The sequence below is a fragment of the Cytobacillus solani genome (assembly GCF_006704205.1).
Classification (GTDB): Bacteria; Bacillota; Bacilli; order Bacillales; family Cytobacillaceae; genus Cytobacillus; species Cytobacillus solani.
In genome coordinates, this window is the sequence record NZ_CP041305.1 from 4,256,493 (window position 1) to 4,274,496 (window position 18,004).

At 36.0% G+C, this 18,004-nt stretch carries 14 protein-coding genes, 1 pseudogene and 1 other annotated feature; of the genes and pseudogenes, 14 read left to right on the plus strand and 1 reads right to left on the minus strand.

All coding sequences use genetic code 11. From position 1 onward, the window contains the following. Positions 1–48 precede the first annotated feature (48 nt). Positions 49–1,335, plus strand: a complete 1,287-nt coding sequence (locus tag FI644_RS21415) for a histidine--tRNA ligase (RefSeq protein WP_056684855.1) — start codon at positions 49–51, stop codon at positions 1,333–1,335. Between the two features lie 281 nt (positions 1,336–1,616). Beyond that, the gene (locus tag FI644_RS21420; protein ID WP_053476228.1) at positions 1,617–2,060 is read left to right on the plus strand and encodes an SRPBCC family protein; all 444 of its coding nucleotides are present in this window, start codon (positions 1,617–1,619) and stop codon (positions 2,058–2,060) included. A gap of 179 nt (positions 2,061–2,239) precedes the next feature. Here the strand turns inward: FI644_RS21420 and FI644_RS21425 are convergent, their stop codons facing one another. Next, positions 2,240–3,055: an MBL fold metallo-hydrolase gene (locus tag FI644_RS21425; RefSeq protein ID WP_053476227.1), complete on the minus strand. Its 816-nt coding sequence runs from the start codon at positions 3,053–3,055 to the stop codon at positions 2,240–2,242. 263 nt (positions 3,056–3,318) lie between these two features. Here FI644_RS21425 and FI644_RS21430 point away from each other — a divergent pair, with 263 nt between their 5' ends. From FI644_RS21430 to FI644_RS21485, 12 genes and pseudogenes are all read left to right on the plus strand, one after another. After that, complete coding sequence (locus FI644_RS21430; RefSeq protein WP_053476226.1) at positions 3,319–3,735, plus strand: Rrf2 family transcriptional regulator; 417 nt, start codon at positions 3,319–3,321, stop codon at positions 3,733–3,735. 49 nt (positions 3,736–3,784) lie between these two features. Next, positions 3,785–4,029: pseudogene (locus FI644_RS26975) on the plus strand (NUDIX domain-containing protein); the annotation flags it as partial. Between the two features lie 190 nt (positions 4,030–4,219). Further along, positions 4,220–4,699 (plus strand): GNAT family N-acetyltransferase, encoded by a 480-nt coding sequence (locus tag FI644_RS21440; RefSeq protein ID WP_380000813.1) that lies wholly within the window; start codon positions 4,220–4,222, stop codon positions 4,697–4,699. 506 nt (positions 4,700–5,205) lie between these two features. After that, entirely contained in the window at positions 5,206–7,461 is a 2,256-nt protein-coding gene (locus tag FI644_RS21445) for an ATP-binding cassette domain-containing protein (RefSeq protein ID WP_056684848.1), read from the plus strand. 122 nt (positions 7,462–7,583) lie between these two features. Next, positions 7,584–7,800: a binding site (T-box leader), on the plus strand. A gap of 48 nt (positions 7,801–7,848) precedes the next feature. Beyond that, the gene (gene argS, locus FI644_RS21450; RefSeq protein ID WP_053476224.1) at positions 7,849–9,540 is read left to right on the plus strand and encodes an arginine--tRNA ligase; all 1,692 of its coding nucleotides are present in this window, start codon (positions 7,849–7,851) and stop codon (positions 9,538–9,540) included. Between the two features lie 291 nt (positions 9,541–9,831). Continuing rightward, on the plus strand, positions 9,832–11,061 hold the full coding sequence (locus FI644_RS21455; protein WP_056684846.1) for an MFS transporter: 1,230 nt from the start codon (positions 9,832–9,834) through the stop codon (positions 11,059–11,061). Between the two features lie 281 nt (positions 11,062–11,342). Further along, positions 11,343–12,068, plus strand: a complete 726-nt coding sequence (locus FI644_RS21460; protein WP_056684842.1) for a beta-ketoacyl-ACP reductase — start codon at positions 11,343–11,345, stop codon at positions 12,066–12,068. Between the two features lie 37 nt (positions 12,069–12,105). After that, entirely contained in the window at positions 12,106–12,561 is a 456-nt protein-coding gene (locus FI644_RS21465; RefSeq protein WP_053476221.1) for a GNAT family N-acetyltransferase, read from the plus strand. Between the two features lie 152 nt (positions 12,562–12,713). Next, entirely contained in the window at positions 12,714–13,139 is a 426-nt protein-coding gene (locus FI644_RS21470) for an SRPBCC family protein (RefSeq protein WP_056684840.1), read from the plus strand. After that, a complete protein-coding gene (locus FI644_RS21475; protein ID WP_053476219.1) occupies positions 13,140–13,472 on the plus strand; it encodes an ArsR/SmtB family transcription factor in 333 nt (110 codons plus the stop codon). Between the two features lie 142 nt (positions 13,473–13,614). After that, entirely contained in the window at positions 13,615–14,649 is a 1,035-nt protein-coding gene (locus tag FI644_RS21480) for a DUF3231 family protein (RefSeq protein ID WP_142108812.1), read from the plus strand. Between the two features lie 117 nt (positions 14,650–14,766). Further along, positions 14,767–17,979 (plus strand): DEAD/DEAH box helicase, encoded by a 3,213-nt coding sequence (locus FI644_RS21485; RefSeq protein ID WP_056684838.1) that lies wholly within the window; start codon positions 14,767–14,769, stop codon positions 17,977–17,979. Positions 17,980–18,004: the final 25 nt, after the last annotated feature.

Consider the following 18,004-nt stretch of genomic DNA (forward strand, 5'->3'; position numbering starts at 1 on the left):
ATCAAGTGCGGTTTTTTATTTTCAAAAAAATAGTGGAGGGTTCTGAAAATGAGAAAAATGAATATTCAAAATGTAAAGGGTACACAAGATTACTTGCCAAATGCTGAAATGGTAAGGAAGGAAATTACAAAAATATTAGAAGAGACGTTTGTCCAATACGGCTGCAAGCCTCTGGAAACACCCATTTTGAATTATACTGAATTACTTGCTTCAAAGTATGGCGGAGGAGCTGAAATTTTAGAGGAAATGTATACATTATCAGATAGAGGAGAAAGAGACCTTGCTTTAAGATATGATCTCACAATCCCTTTTGCAAAGGTTGTTGCAATGAATCCGGCAATTAGGATGCCCTTTAAGCGATATGAAATTGGGAAAGTATTTCGAGATGGTCCCATAAAGGCTGGTAGGTTCCGCGAGTTTACTCAATGTGACGTTGATATTGTTGGAGTCGAGTCTCAAATAGCAGAGGCAGAATTAATGAAAATGGCATTAGATGCTTTTAAAAAACTTGAATTGAATGTAATCATTCAATATAACAATCGAAAATTATTGACTGGAATGCTCGAATTCTTTGAAACAGATAATAAACAGATCAATAAAGTAGTACTAATACTTGATAAACTTGAAAAAGTAGGATTAGAAGCTGTACTTTCTGAGCTCACTAAACTAGGATTACAAGCTTCAACTATTAAATTGATCGAACAATTTTTGATTGATAAAAATAATAAAAATTATAGCTACTTTGAGCCAGCCTCCAAAAAAAATGATCTTGTTAAACAAGGACTAGAAGAGTTAAAGGAATTAGATATGTATTTGGAATATCTTGATATTAATGGACAATGTGTATTTAATCCATTTTTAGCAAGGGGGTTAGAAATATATACTGGTACTATTTATGAAATTTTTTTAGCAGATCAATTAATAAAGTCTAGTATTGGAAGTGGCGGAAGATATGACAATGCAATCGGAGGACTGATGGGGACGAATGAAAGCTTTTCTACAGTTGGAATATCGTTCGGATTAGATGTTATTTATTCCGCTATTACGTCATCGGGCAATATTTTTCTGGAAAATTCGAATGTGGATTTTTATATCATCCCATTAAATACAAAGAAAGAATCGTTACTGCTGGCAAGTTATTTAAGGACTAAAGGTTATAATGTTGAGTTAGAGTTGGGTAATAAGAAGATTAGTAAAGCACTTGATAAAGCAAACAAGGAAAAAGTTCGTAACGTCATTATAATCGGTGAAGATGAAGTCAAAAATAATCAATTTAAAATAAAAGATATGGGATCTGGTGAAGAAAAAAATGAAGATTTTATGTTTAAAAAATAGGTATATTGATCGGAAACTTCATTAATGTTAAAAGTGATCCTGTAGGGAGATTTTTTTTACAACCAACAACTATATTATTTTTGTAATCATTTCGACAAGATTTTTTGGTTTGTTAGGTTAAGTGTCATAAATTTAATAGTAGAAAAATTTTTTTGGGAGTCATACTATAGAGGTATGACTTTTTTATCCAAGAAAGATATGGTTAGCTAAATAAAAAGACCACATAAATATTCTTCTAAACTTGGGTTATAAAAATATATTTGAAGGAAGGTTGATCCATAATGGATACACAAATAACAACAAAGTTTAAAATAAATAAATCTGCAAAAGAGGTGTTTGAAGCGATAGTTGATCCAGTGGAAATAGGAAACTTTTGGTTTTCTTCAAGTTCTGAGAGATGGGAACAAGGAAGAATGATTACTTTGAAATATGATGAATACGGAGCGGAAGGAATTATACATGTTTTAGAAGTAGATCCAAACAAGAATATCGTGTTTACATGGGGAGCAGAACATGATGAAGAAACGGTGGTAACAATTACATTAAATGAGTTAGATAAGATGAGTACAACTATAGAAGTATGCGAATCAGGTTTTAAAAAAGAGGATCCTGAACTAGTAAATAAAATGGTAGGTCAAAAGGGAGGTTGGGTATATATGTTATCTTGTTTAAAGAGTTACTTAGAGAATGATGTTAATAATTTGAGGGCTTCCATGCTCAATTAAGTATCGATAGAATATGAAGAATAATATCATGAAAAAGAATGATTAAATTTTAACATTGGAATTATATTTTAATTAGCAGGCTTGTTGTAGAAAAAATGAAAAAAGCCTAAATTCTTAAAAGTAAGCAAGAAACCAGGCTTTTAATTGATTTGGATTTCCTAACATTCATTAATATTGATTTAACTGATCTTAACCTGAACAATCGAGTTTATTATGTGTATGGAATCCCATTCTCCTGAAGAAAACAAGGTGATGGGGTATTTTTTTGGAAAAAGTGTGCTGTTAATCTGGTCTGGTGTCAATCCATCAGTATGGAGCTTGATTACCTTTTCTTGGAGATCTAACAAATAATCTAGCTTTTTTTGTAAAGCAGTTCGCCCATTCTCTAAGTAGCCAGCATGGCTGCAAAACACATCATCAAAGTTATAGGTTAATATTTTATTCAGAGATTCAATGATCGTTGGAATACTTTCTTCACGTAAAATGACCTTTGTCTTTTCCTGGCAATACAAATCACCTGTGAATAGTTGACCGGTTTCACGATTTAAAAAAGCTAAGTGGTCAATTGAATGACCAGGTGTTTCAATGACGTCCCATATTGCATTTCGGGATGAAAAGGTTTTTCCGATTGCCATTGCATAGAATGGACTTCGTTTCCCCCAAAATAATTTTCGATACATGGGATAATCTGGCTTCTTTTTACAGTAATCAAGCATTTTATCACTCATATTAATAGGTAACTGGAGTTCTTTATGTAAAATGGCAGCACAGCCTGTATGGTCCTCATGAAAATGCGTGACCACCACTTGATTAATATCCTGTTGTTTAAAAAATGACATAAATTGCTGTTCTAATGATTTTGCTCCCGTATCAATTAAAACACCATCAACAACGAAACAATGAACATTTAAATGTACCCCTCGAAATGCTACTGTACCGTTTCCGATTTGAACCCCATTTATTGTCTGCTGTTTAAAATTTCTCTTTAATAACAAAAATGAAACCTCCCCATAACCTCCCTTTTGATAAATTCTAACGCAAAATGAACGAAAATTCATTATTATTTAAAAATATTGGTAAAATTATGAAGTGTTGGACTTTAGCGATTGTCCGTATTTTCGCTGAACTAGAACTTTTGCAGCAAAATCAAACAGTGATTATTAGAAATAATAGAATTCTCTTGATATTTTTTTTTATTTATTTTAAGATCAATTACAGTCTTTAAAGGTCTTTAATGTATTTATAAAGGAGAGAAGTGATGAAATACTCAAGAGCCACAAATTATGCATTACACACTATGGTTTATTTAACTTTACAACCAAAGGGAAAAACGATTGGTGTAGAACAATTAGCCAAAATTCAAAATCTCTCACCAACTTATCTATCTAAGATTTTAACAAAACTTGTGAAAGCAGGATTAATTGAATCCATCCCTGGTGTAAAGGGTGGATATAGCATTGTAAGACAGTCTAATGAAATCACTTTTTTAGATGTTATACATGCAATTGAAGGAAAGACATCTTTGTTTAATTGTTCTTTTGATCATGAAGATTTACAAAATGGAGATTGCTTAATTGAAAATGTAATGATCGAGGCAGAAAAAAAGATGAAAGAAGAATTAAACAGCAGATTAATTCTTGATATTGCAAACCAAATCAATAAAGAAACATTATAATAATGACTCTTTTTTATAATATTTATAATATTAAAAGTCTGTAAATAGGCGATTGGAAGAAGGGGAATCACTTAGGAAGCAGCAATCAGGGAGACAAAAGAAGAATCGGGCATAGAAATTGAAGTGACCAAATTTTGTGGTATTTTTCAAAACTTTGATCGATCAATCTGTAATACATTGTTTTTGGGTAAAATGGTAACTTGGAAGAATTTTAGACAAAGAATAGAATACTGTTTGGATGATCGTTATCAGCCCTTTTATGTAGAGTTTACTGGAAGCGGTAATGAGAGTTAATCTCCCCAGCTTATGATCAAAAAATAAAGAAATCTAGATAATAAATTTATTATTATTAATTATTTGATTCTAAATGGATGATCATTCGTAAAAGCTAGATCAGCGGGAGGAAAGAAAAGCGCCAAATAAAATATTTAATTCCAATGTGCTTTATGAAAATGAGTATTTTTTATTAATGATATTTTTTGGGATGATACAAAAAAATTGTGGAGGACTGAAAGTGAAACAAAACAATATCAAAATTATAAAATATATTCCTAAGTATGCAAAACAAACGGTGGAAATGTGGCGAGAATGCAAGGAACTGGCGATTGGTCAGAAAGAAACTCATAGTTTTGACAATCACTTATATTTTTTAAATCATATATTAACTGATCATTTTCAAGTAGACTTAGCGCTTATCGATGAAAAAGTTGTTGGAATGATTGCATATAATGATAGAGAAATAAATCAACTCTACATACATATAGAGTTTCAAGGTATTGGTATCGGCCAAACCTTGTTGGATAGAGTAAAAGCACAATCAAGTGGAAGATTAACATTGTACACATTCGAAGTAAATGAAAAAGCTCAACGATTCTACGAAAAGCATGGATTTGAAATGATAGGCAGAGGGTATGAAAATGAAGAAAACTTACCTGATATTCAATATGAGTGGTCAGCTAAATAATGCATCTTGGATATAACTAGGGGATTTGAATTACAAATAAAAATGATCGAAACTGAAATTAAAACAATATGGATGGCACATAGTATCCCAGGAATGGCTATAGCACTTGTTAATGAGGTTTTATCACATCAATTGATTAAAAAAATTGAACACTAAATCTTGTAACAATACCGTAATATTTGTAAAATTCAATTTTAACCAATATAATTTAGCGGGTACTGCTGATGCATCCTGCTTGATGAATGAAAGCAAAACGGCCGCATGTACTTGCAGCCGTTTTATTTTGGAACAAGTACGTACTTGGTTTATGGTTAAAGATGATCGCCCTTGTCTAAGCTTTACATATACAATTTATCATTTTTGATTACACTATGAGTTTTCCAAAAAGCAATCGGATCACTCCCTGAATAGAACAATAACATTGGCAAGTTTGCCAGACTTTCTATGCACGATGTATGGTACAATGCGATAAAAAGTAGAATAACACAATCGGAAGGATGGTAATCATGAGTGAATCTAATCAGGAATATATCGTAATCTCGGCTGCAAGGGAAAACAATCTCAAGAATGTATCCTTACGTATTCCCAAGCGGAAGATCACAATCTTCACGGGGGTATCTGGATCAGGCAAGTCTTCCATTGTATTTGATACAATTGCCGCTGAATCCACGAGATTGCTGAATGAGAACTTTAGCATGTTTGTGCGTAATTTCCTGCCCCGCTATCCGCAGCCAGATGCGGACGCGATCGAGAATCTAAGCATGGCTGTTATTGTAGATCAGAAGCGGCTGGGTGGTGGTTCCCATTCCACGATGGGCACGATTACCGATATCTCTCCTATTCTCCGCCTTCTCTTCTCCCGAGCGGGTCAGCCCTATATTGGTCAAGCGAACATGTTCTCGTTTAACGATCCTCAAGGCATGTGTCCCGAATGTAACGGGATCGGTAGGAAATTAGGAGTAGACATGAGCATGGCGCTGGATAAGTCAAAGTCGTTGAATGAAGGGGCAATTATGCTGCCTGACTATAAGGTGAGCGGATGGGATTGGTCGATGATCGTGCAATCAGGTTTCTTCAATCCTGACAAGAAGGTGAGCGATTATTCGGATGAAGAACTGAAACAGCTACTGTATGGCAAAGCAAGAAAAGTGAAGATGGATTTCGCAGGGAAGGCAACGAATATTACAGTAGAAGGAATTATCGAGAAGTTCACTAACAAATACATCAAGCGGGATGTGAAGACCAAATCCGAGCGTACACAAAAAGCTGTTGCGCCGTACATCTCTGAGGGTCCATGCCCCAGCTGCCACGGAGCAAGGCTCAGTCAGGCTGCGCTTAGCTGCAAAATTAATGGACTCAACATTGCGGAGATGTCGTCCATGGAGGTCGGACAGCTCATCCGCGTCGTTCGGGAGATTGTCGACGCGACGGCCGCTCCAGTTGTCAAGTCGCTAATGGAGCGGCTGCAGCATTTGGTAGATATCGGACTAGACTACTTAACTCTTGACCGTGAGACTGATACATTGTCTGGAGGAGAGTCGCAGCGCGTAAAGATGGTAAAGCATCTGAGCGGAAGCCTAGTGGATGTCACTTACATCTTTGATGAGCCTAGCGTTGGGTTGCATCCCCGTGATGTACACAGGTTAAATGAATTGCTTCAAAAGCTGCGCGACAAGGGCAATACTGTGATTGTTGTCGAGCATGATCCCGACGTGATCAAGTTGGCGGATCATATCATCGACGTCGGACCCCATGCAGGCAGCCGTGGCGGCACCATTGTGTATGAAGGAAGCTTTCAAGGTTTGCTGGAGGCAGGTACTTTGACAGGCACTCATATGAGGAGGCCGCTTCAGTTGAAGCATGATTGCAGGAAACCATCCGGCAAGCTGTCTGTCAAGGATGCAACAATGCACAACCTCAGGAATGTGAGTGTAGATATTCCAACTGGAGTGCTGACAGTTGTTACGGGTGTTGCCGGTTCGGGCAAGAGTACGCTGATTAACAAAGTATTCCTTGGCCAGCATCCGGATGCGATCGTCATTGACCAATCAGCGGTAGGAGTGTCAACACGCTCGAATCCCGCAACCTACACGGGTATTATGGATGATGTGCGCAAGGCATTTGCTTCCGAGAACAAGGTCAATCAAGGCTTGTTCAGCTTCAACTCCAAGGGGGCTTGCGAGAACTGCCAAGGGCTGGGTGTAGTGTATACAGACCTTGCATTCCTCGACAGTGTAAAGCTGCCATGCGAGGTATGCGATGGAAGACGGTTCAAAGAAGAGGTGCTCGCATACAAGCTGAACGGCAAGTCAATTGCAGAAGTGCTGGAGATGACTGTGGAGCAGGCTTTGAATTACTTTCAGCTGAAAGAGGTCGTGCGCAAGCTCCAAGCGTTAAGTGATGTGGGGCTGGATTATATTACACTTGGTCAGCCACTCAGCACGCTCTCAGGCGGTGAATGCCAGCGCATCAAATTAGCAAGTGAGTTGCATAAAAAGGGCAGCATCTACGTGATGGACGAGCCTACGACTGGCCTTCATATGTCAGATATTGGTCACCTTCTTGAGATCATGAAACGGCTTGTGGAGGCGGGTAATACGGTAATCGTTATCGAGCACAACCTTGATGTTATCAGCCAAGCGGATTGGATCATCGATATGGGACCGGACGGAGGCAGCAAAGGTGGCCAGGTGGTGTTCGAAGGCACACCTTCGCAGATTATCAATAAGGAGCAGTCGATCACAGGAAAATATCTAAACTAATGCAATAATTTCTACTTTTGAAATGGATGGGATTCATAACTTATTTATCAAGTGGTTTTTTAAATATACAAATAAGTATTGCAATTTATATAAGAATGGCTATAATGATTTAAAATACTTCTTAAAAATCAATGACAAAGAGAGTAGTTTTTTGTAACGGCAAAGCGAGTCAGGGATGGTGGAAGCCTGATCATGGAGCAAAAAGTGAACCGCACTTTGGAGATGCTTTCCTGAATACACGTCTTAGGGGAAGTCGGGGTGAACCCCGTTATCAAATAGAGTGGTTTTTATAAAACAAGTAGAGTGGTACCGCGGGTTAATAGGAATCCCGTCTCTTTTTCTTAGGAAAAAGAGACGGGATTTTTTTATTTTGAGGAGGAAAGAGAAATGGATTATAAAATGGCATTGGCAGATGTTCTATACGATCAATTAAAAGATCATTTAAAGAAAAGTAAGTTACTGAATATGATTGAAATACCTAAATTTGCGAATATGGGTGATTTAGCCTTTCCTTGTTTTGAATTGGCTAATATTTACCGTAAGTCACCACAGAACATAGCACTTGAACTCGTACAAAACGTAGAGCTGTCAAACTGTTTCCAGAATGCAGTAGCAGCTAGTGGCTATATCAATGTATTTTTAAATAAAAGTGAAGTATCCTCACGAATTATTCAGGAAGTCATCTCAAGAAAAGAAAAGTATGGAGATATAAACATTGGCAATCAGAACGTTATAACAATTGATTTTTCATCCCCAAACATTGCAAAACCTTTTTCAATGGGACATTTACGTTCCACAGTAATTGGGAACGCACTTGCACTCTTGTCTGAAAAATGTGGGTATAAGCCAATTAGAATAAATCACTTAGGTGATTGGGGCACGCAGTTTGGAAAGTTAATTGTAGCCTATAAAAAGTGGGGTGAAGAGCAAAAGGTAAGACAAAATCCGATCAAAGAGCTGTTAAAATTGTATATTCAATTCCATGAAGAGGCTGAACAGGATACTGATTTAAATGATCAAGGGAGACTGTGGTTTAAGAGGCTAGAAGAAGGAAACGAAGAAGCTTTAGAATTATGGAAATGGTTTAGAGATGAATCATTGAAAGAGTTTTCGAAAATATATACATTATTAGGTGTGAACTTTGATTCAACTCATGGCGAGGCTTTTTACAATGATAAAATGGAGCAAGTAGTTCACCTGCTTGACGATATGCAGTTATTAAAAGAATCAGAAGGAGCAAAAATAGTAGAAATAAACAATGATTCACCTCCTTGTTTAATTAAGAAAAAAGATGGAACCACTCTCTACGCAACCCGTGATTTAGCAGCAGCAATTTATCGGCAAAATCATTACGGATTTGTTAAGTCACTATATGTTGTAGGGAATGAGCAAACACTCCATTTTAAGCAATTATTCGAAGTATTAATGAGAATGGGTTATACATGGCATGAAGGACTTATGCATATTCCTTTTGGAATGATGTTAAAGGATGGTAAGAAAATGTCAACAAGAAAAGGAAAAGTTGTATTATTGGAGCAAGTCTTAATTGATGCGATTAATATAGCCAAGAAAAACATTATTATGAAGAATCCAGAGCTGGAATATAAAGATACGGTTGCTCGTCAGGTTGGCGTCGGTGCCGTCATATTCCATGATTTAAAAAACGATCGATTAAATAATATTGAATTTTCTATTGAAGATATGTTGAGATTTGAAGGAGAAACCGGTCCATATGTTCAATATACACATGCACGTGCATCTTCCATATTGAAAAAGGGGAAATATGAGGAAAGTAATGAGAAGTTTGCCGACATTACCGATGATGAAGCATGGTCAATAATAAAGAATCTCATGGCTTTTCCAGTCGTAATTAAGCGTGCCTTTAATGAATATGATCCATCACAAATTGCCAAATATGTACTCGAACTTTCCAAGGCATTTAATAAATACTATGGATCAGTTCGCATTTTAGATGATCATGAGCGAAAACAAGCAAGATTATCACTCGTTTTCGCAGTTCAAATTGTTCTAAAAGAGGGCTTACGACTATTAGGAATTGAAGCACCAAAAGAAATGTAAACGTAACTAAAGAAAATAACTAAGTTATCAAAACAATCATATTCTATGATAAAATGGAAAAATAAGGCGTGTGAATTGTATGATTTGGTTTCTCATCCTTTTTGTTCTTATGATATTCACATTTGCTTCATTTATAGATAGGAGACATATAAAAATAATAATCATCCTCAGTTACTAATCAATCCACATGCAATGCCAGGAGACCGATCAAACGATATGTGGGGGATAATAAGGACACAGGTGAATTCAATAACTGAGACAATTTTCACTTAATAGAAGAGGAGTTTTCCATTGAACCGATCCTTTTATGCTTTATTAGTCAGTCAAACTTCAACGAATCTCGGATTTGCTTTATATACAATGGTTGTTGTATTACATCTTTATAATGAATCGGACTCTACTGCATTGTCAGCAGCGGTCACCTTAGTAAGTTTCATCGCAAGGATGGGTAGCGGGCTTATTTTGCCAGCCGTATCAGATCGATATAAGCCTACACATTTATTGATGTTTGCTCAGATAAGTCAACTCCTGTTGCTTGCGGGATTATTTATCCTTTTTCAAATAGAACTGACGACGACTATATTAGTAATTGTCTTTATGGTATTAGCTAGTATTTCATTTTTTAATGGATTTTTTTCTCCAATTAAAAGCACTTTAGTAAAATCGATTGTCCATGAAAGTACGAGGGTGAAGGCAAATAGCCTCATTTCCAGTGTGGATCAAACTTTTTTATTTGCAGGATGGACATTTGGCGGCGTGTTGCTTGCATTTTTTGGGAAAGATACAACCTTAGCCTTCACATTTGGACTACTAATCACTTCAATCGTCAGTTTATTATTAGTGAAGGTACAAAAGTCAGTTACTATTCAATCTCAAGACGGATTTTTAGCAAGAATCACGAGCGGATGGCAACATCTTTTTCAACATAAGGGGTTAAGAATCTTAGTTATCATGGATTTAATGGAAGCCTGGGTTGGAACGATATGGATAGGTGCTGTCACTTTAACCTTTGCAAAGGAAGCGTTAGGAAAAGGAGAAATGTGGTGGGGATATATTAATGGCGGGTATTATCTAGGTACTATTATAGGAGGTTTACTTGTCTTTCGATTTTCAAAATGGATGCAAGGTCGCTTAACTCTTTTTATGCTTGCAGGTTCTTTCTTATTTGGGCTGCTCACGTTTTTTTATGGATTTGTTTCTACCCCGTATCTAGCATTAGTGCTAGTTCTCTTAATGGGTCCAGCGTATCAATTAAGAGACTTAGCACAGGAGACGATGTTTCAAAATAGTATAGATGATCAAACATTGATAAAAATCCTAGCTGCACGATCAACGCTAGTCCAGCTTATTTTTATTTTATCGGTTATTGGAATTGGCGTTTTAACAGACCTAATCGGTGTTCGATTAGTTTACATTTTGTCGGGGAGTTTATTACTGTTTTCAGCTATTTATGGATTTTATTATCTCCATATTCAAGGGAATGGAGCATCTTTAGAGTCTAACAAGGTAAAAGCTTCTTAAGTCAAATTGTTTAATTTATGTATGGAAAACGGGTATATTAGATCAATTCGTAAGCGAAATCACGGTTGATTGTGAATGAACAAAGAATGCTTGGATAATTTCCAAGCATTTTCTGTTATATTTGTTTGATATTCCTGTTTACGTTTTAACGGTAGCTATGAGTGAATTATTTTTAGTAGACGTACAAAAATCTTCTAACATTTAATCACAATCTTTTTTTATAAGTATGGTAAACTAGAATTGTGTAAATTCTGAATTTTGACTTTTAAAGGGTGGTTTATATGAGATTACAAGGGAAAACAGCTGTTATTACTGGTGGTGCAAGTGGCATAGGTTTAGAAGCTGTTAAGCTTTTTGCTAGAGAAGGGGCAAATGTAGCAATTGTCGATTATAATGATAAAGCGGGAAAAGAACAAGAAAATGGACATAACATTTTATTTTTCCAAGCCGATGTGGCTAATCGTGAAAGTGTTGATCACGTGATCCGAGATGTAATAGAGGTATTTGGTAAAATCGATATTTTAATTAATAATGCAGGAATTACAAGGGATGCAACTTTACAAAAAATGACGATAGAGGATTTTCAAAAAGTGATTGATGTAAATCTAACTGGTGTTTTTCATTGTACACAAGCAGTTCTTCCATACATGCTTGAGGCAGAAAAGGGGAAAATCATCAATACTTCCTCTGTTGCAGGGGTTGGAGGGAATTTTGGGCAAACCAATTATTCTGCAGCCAAAGCAGGTGTTATTGGATTAACGAAAACATGGGCAAAAGAATTAGGGAGAAAAGGAATAAATGTAAATGCAGTTGCACCAGGTTTTATCGAGACTGATATGATTAGCACGATTCCCGAACATATTCTTGTGCAAATAAAATTAATCACACCGAGTAGCCGGTTAGGGAAACCAGAAGATATTGCTAATGCTTATTTATTCCTCGCTTCAGATGAATCTGATTTTATTAATGGGCATGTATTAAGTGTTGATGGAGGAATGATGAAATAATTTAATTAGTTATAGGTATATAAGAGGGGGAAGAGCAATGATTAAAAAAATTGAGATTACTAATAAACGGAATGCTGAAAATGTAATGAACATTCAAATTCCATCATATGAGATAGAAGCTGAAATAATCGGCTATTTTGATATCCCGCCTTTAAAGGATTCGATCCCTGCATTAATGCATTGTGGAGAAACATTCATTGGATATTACATAAATGAAGAGTTAAGCGGTGTCCTTTCTTTTAAGTGTGAAAAGGACATCATTGATATTCACAGACTGATGGTACATCCATCCCATTTTCGAAAAGGAATTGCAAAGGGGCTCTTAGAGTATATCGAAAGAAATGCTATGGGGATTAAAACATTAATAGTGTCCACTGGTTCAAAAAATATACCAGCTATTCATTTCTATGAAAAATTCGGCTTTGTAAAAACGGGAGAAACTGTTATAAATAGCCAGTTATCTCTATCTTCTTTTATGAAAAAAATAAAATAGACTTATAAAGGAGCTGCATCTAAGCTCCTTTTTTGTACTATTTTGGACATTTTAGGTAAAATATAAAACAGCTTGACGTGAAACTAAAAGGTGTTATATTATTATAAGTGAAACCAAAAGGTGTTATATTTTCTACTTAGAGGAGCGTAAATATGTCAAATCAAAAAAAAGTAAAAGATATCGAACAAAAAGTAATTATTGAGGCGCCGATTCAAAAGGTGTGGGATAAAGTTGCAAATGCAGAAGGGATTGCTTCATGGTTTATGCCAAATGATTTTCAACCTGAGGTAGGTCATGAATTTCATATTCAATCACCATTTGGACCATCCCCATGCAAGGTGTTAGAACTAGATGTACCCAACCGACTCTCCTTTTCATGGGATAAAGATGGATGGATTGTTTCATTTATTTTGAAAGATTTGGGTGGTAAAACGGAGTTTACTCTCATTCATGGCGGATGGAAAGAAGTGGACGCTGTTGTACCAAAAGCGGGTGAACAAGCATCAGTTATTCGCGATCGTATGAATCAAGGCTGGGTTGGAATTACAGAGAAGCTTAAAAAGGTTGTTGAGAGCTAAGTGTCTCAAGCAGCACAAAACTATGATGTATTTCAAGCGATTGCTGATCCTACACGCAGAGAGGTTCTAAGGCTGCTTTCTCAAAAGGAAATGCCTATTTCAAAAATTACAGCACATTTTCCGATGACCCGTACAGCTATTGCCAAACATCTACATGTCCTATCAGAAGCAAAACTAGTTTATGGGCGAAAAGAAGGCAGAGAAAAAATTTATCAGTTGAATCCCGAGCCATTGGAAGAAGTTCAACACTGGCTATCATACTATGAGAAATTTTGGAACAACAAATTATCTATGCTTAAATATCTTGTTGAAAAAGAAGAGAAAAAAGAATGAACCTTAATTAGAGTGACCGACAAGGACAATTGTCGGTCTTTTTATTTATAAAATGGTTTTTTGAAGTGTATCAAGATACCTCGAGAATATATTTTGAATAGAGGAAAATACTATCAAAAAATCAGGCGAAGGAGATGTTATCTTGCAAACCATTAAGCCGATTAAACTAGGTACAACTAAAACAAGCCTTAAGGAAAAGCTAGGATCAGCAGAAATGGGCAAACTGTGGGCAACTTATATGGGGAACAGCATGTCAAAATGTATAATAAGCTACTATCTCCAACATGTGAAGGATCCTGATATTAGAACATTATTAGAAAATGCATTGAAATTATGTAATGAATTCATGAAAATAACAACTGAAATATTTAACAAGGAAAATTTCCCTATTCCAATTGGTTTTGGTAAAGATGATGTCAACCTAGGCGCCCCAAGATTGTTTGAAGATGAATTTTATGTGCATTATTTAAAATATACAGCAAAAGCTGGAATGAGTATTTATAATATTGCCATACCACTTGTATTTAGAAAGGATGTGAAGGAATTTTTTATTTATTGCATGAATTGCACAATTACTTTGATGGAGCAGATCAAAGAACTATTAATGAATAAGGGATTTATCATAAAGCCGCCTATTATTCCTGTTCCAGATAAAGCTGAATTTGTTGATAGCGATTTTTTAAATGGCTTTTTTGGACATGTGCGGCCATTGCATGCATTAGAAATTGCCCATTTCTATGATAATATTGAAAATAATGTAACAAGTAAAGCTCTTATTATGGCATTTGCACAAGTTGTTAAGGATGAGCAAATTAGAGAATTATTTGAAAAGGGAAGAGATTTAACAGCAAAAAATATTGAAAGTTACATGAAAGTACTGCATATGGAAAATTTGCCTGCACCATCATTTCTAGATGATTTAGTGACAAAATCTACTTTCTCTCCATTTTCGGATAAAGTAATGTTATTTCATAAGGTGGATATGTTTTCAATGAAAATTAGAGCGTTTGGCAATTCAATAGCAGTAAATGGGAGACATGATATCGGTTTGCTTTATACGAAGTCATTTATGAAGATTGGAGTATTTGTTGAAAAAGCAGCAAAAATAATGATTGAGAAGGGTTGGATGGAGCAGCCTCCCTATGCTGTTGATCGAAAAAAATTAGCATCTGAATAGTAGGCTTCTCTAATGGCATCATCTTGTATTAAGTGCTATTGTAAAATCAAATGAGAAGACTATTAATTGGAATCTTTAGGTGAATAGAGAGAAAGCAGGTACGAAGGGTGAGGGCATTTGTATATAAAATTAAATCAGAAAATCATTACAGATATGTGTGGAATCGTCTCCTATAAACGAGGAGACGCTTTTTATCGTGCGAATAAAGTAAGTTTTGAACATCATGATTCAAATGGCTGCAAAGCAATCGTTGCTGGGAATGAAAACTTTTTTGTAACAATAAAAAAAGAAAAAAATAATGAGTACTTTACAGAATGCAGCTGTCCAAAGCTAGCTTCTTTCGATAAGGATTGTCAGCATATAGCAGCAGTATTGATTGCAATCTCGGAACATCAACGTAATAGAGCGATCCCTTCAAAAAAGCCCCAATCAGATTCAGGAAATAATCATGGGCTCACTGAAGAAATGATGTCCATTTTTAGTGACAAAATTGTCCGTTCAAGCGGTCATCAGAGACACTTTGAAAATAGACAAGTCATTGAAGCAGATTTTATTTGTAGACCTGTTTCTATTGATAAGAGCAACATATTATTAGGAATTGAAATAGCCATTGCTACAACTCAGGTGAAAAATATCCGTGAATTTTTAGTGAATATTAAAGAAGGAAGACCAAGCTTTCTTTCTAATGCATTTACATTTAATCCACATTATCATTGTTTTCATAGGGAATCAGATGCTGTAATCGGACAGCTAATTGAAGTTGTCAAAGTTGAAGACGTGTATAGAAAAAGTTTGTCAGACGAATTAAATAATAAAGTCAGCAATGAAATGTTACTAATACCGCCAACATCATGGGAGAAACTACTTCCTCTATTCACAAGAGCGCCTTCGATTAAACTATCCTATGACGGAACATTATATGAAGGATTTCGATTATCTGATAAAACATTGCCATTACAATTTCACTTTGAAGGAGCCGACGATAAAAGCTATATGTTAAGGATCAAGGGCTTGAATCAAATGATCATCCTTCATGCCTATCGTTCTGTTTTACTAAAAGGAAAGTTTACAGAGTTAAAAAGTGACGATTGTAACCGACTTTATGAACTGAAGAATATACTCGATGCATCCGGTACGAATCAAATTCCCATTCATCGAGACCAAATTGATTTTTTTATTGAAAAAGTAGTTCCTGGTCTGAAGAGATTAGGATATGTCCAAATAACGGAGTCAATTACAAAGCAGTATTTGAAGACACCTTTAATTGCTAAGCTGTATTTGGATCGTGTGAAGAATCGTTTACTTGCTGGACTAGAATTCCATTATGAACATATAGTCATCAACCCGTCCGATGAGCAAGAAGTACTGACGACATCTTTACTGATAAGAGATGATGCAAAAGAGGATGCCATTTTAAAACTGTTGGAAGACAGTTCATTTACGAAAACAGAAGGTGGATTCTTCCTGCATAATGAGGAACTAGAGTATGAATTTTTAACTCATATCCTCCCGAAATTACAAAAGCATGTCCAAGTTTATGCAACTACTGCAGTTAAGAATCGAATTTTCAGAGAGGCTGCACATCCTCAGGTCCGAGTTAAATTGAAAAAAGAACGAACCAACTGGCTTGAATTCAAATTTGAAATGAATGGTGTTTCTGAGAAAGAAATTCGGGAGCTTCTTTCCGCTTTGGAAGAGAAGCGAAAGTATTACCGTTTGCGAAACGGATCGCTGCTCTCATTAGAAACAAGGGAATATCAAGAAATTCAGCGTTTTCTTCATGCACTTCCTGTTCAAAATGAGGATCTTGAAAGTGGTTTAAATGTCCCCATTGTAAGAGGGATCCAACTTATCGACTCCATTGGAGATAGTAAACTATTGACGTTGGAGGAATCATTTAGACATTTTCTTGAAACATTAACTAATCCTGAGAGCTTCGATTTTCATGTTCCTGCTCATTTACAATCGAAATTACGTGACTACCAGAAGACTGGATTTAAATGGATGAAGGCACTTGCAAATTATGGATTTGGCGGAATTTTAGCTGATGATATGGGGCTTGGAAAGACAATACAAAGCATAGCATTTATTTTATCTGAGCTTCCAGTTATTCGTGAAAAGAAGCAACCGGCACTTATTGTTTGTCCATCCTCTTTAACATATAACTGGATGAATGAAATGATGAAATTTGCACCTGAGCTTCAAGCTGTTGTCATAGATGGGACGAAAACAGAAAGAGTTCAATTACAAAAAAATATACTAGGTTTGGATGTTGTCATTACCTCCTATCCGTTAGTGAGAAGGGACATCAAATGGGTAGAAAAACAATTCTTTCATACCGTATTTTTTGATGAGGCTCAATCATTTAAAAATCCGATCACACAAACAGCACGTGCCGTGAAAAAAATTCAGGCAAATCATCGCTTCGCATTAACAGGTACACCGATTGAGAATTCGATCGAAGAATTGTGGTCTATTTTTCATGTCGTTTTTCCTGAGCTGTTCCAGGGTTTAAAAGAATATAGTCATCTATCAAGAAAAACGATTGCCCGAAGAGTCCGACCATTTTTGTTGCGCAGAATGAAGGAGGATGTCCTGTCAGAGCTTCCTGATAAAATCGAGTCAACAGAATCAGCTGAGCTGCTGCCTGATCAAAAGCGGCTCTATGCAGCATATTTAGCAAAATTAAGACATGACACACTTAAGCATTTGAACAAAGATACTTTACGAAAAAATAAAATTAGAATACTGGCTGGATTGACAAGGTTAAGACAAATTTGCTGTCACCCTGCCTTGTTTGTTGACGACTATAAGGGAGATTCCGCAAAGTTTATTCAGCTTATGCAAATTATTGAGGAATCAAAGCTTTCAGGAAGAAGAGTCCTAATTTTTTCTCAGTTTACGAAAATGCTGGAACTCATCGGAAAAGAATTAGCCATTCGAGATATGCCGTTTTTTTATCTTGATGGACAAACGCCATCGGAGGAACGAGTAAAAACCTGCCATCGTTTTAATGAAGGAGAAAGGGACCTCTTTCTCATTTCCTTGAAAGCTGGTGGGACAGGGCTAAATTTGACAGGAGCAGATACTGTGATTCTTTATGATATTTGGTGGAATCCTGCAGTGGAAGAACAAGCAGCTGATAGAGCCCATCGTATTGGTCAGACAAATACAGTGCAGGTAATTAAGCTTATATCACGTGGTACGATTGAAGAGAAGATGAATGAGCTGCAAGAAAAAAAGAAAGATTTAATAGATGAGATTATTGATTCTGAGAAGAACACTGCATCTTTAACTGAAGCAGATATTCGAGAGATACTGAATATATAATCATTTAATAACCATACTACTTTAA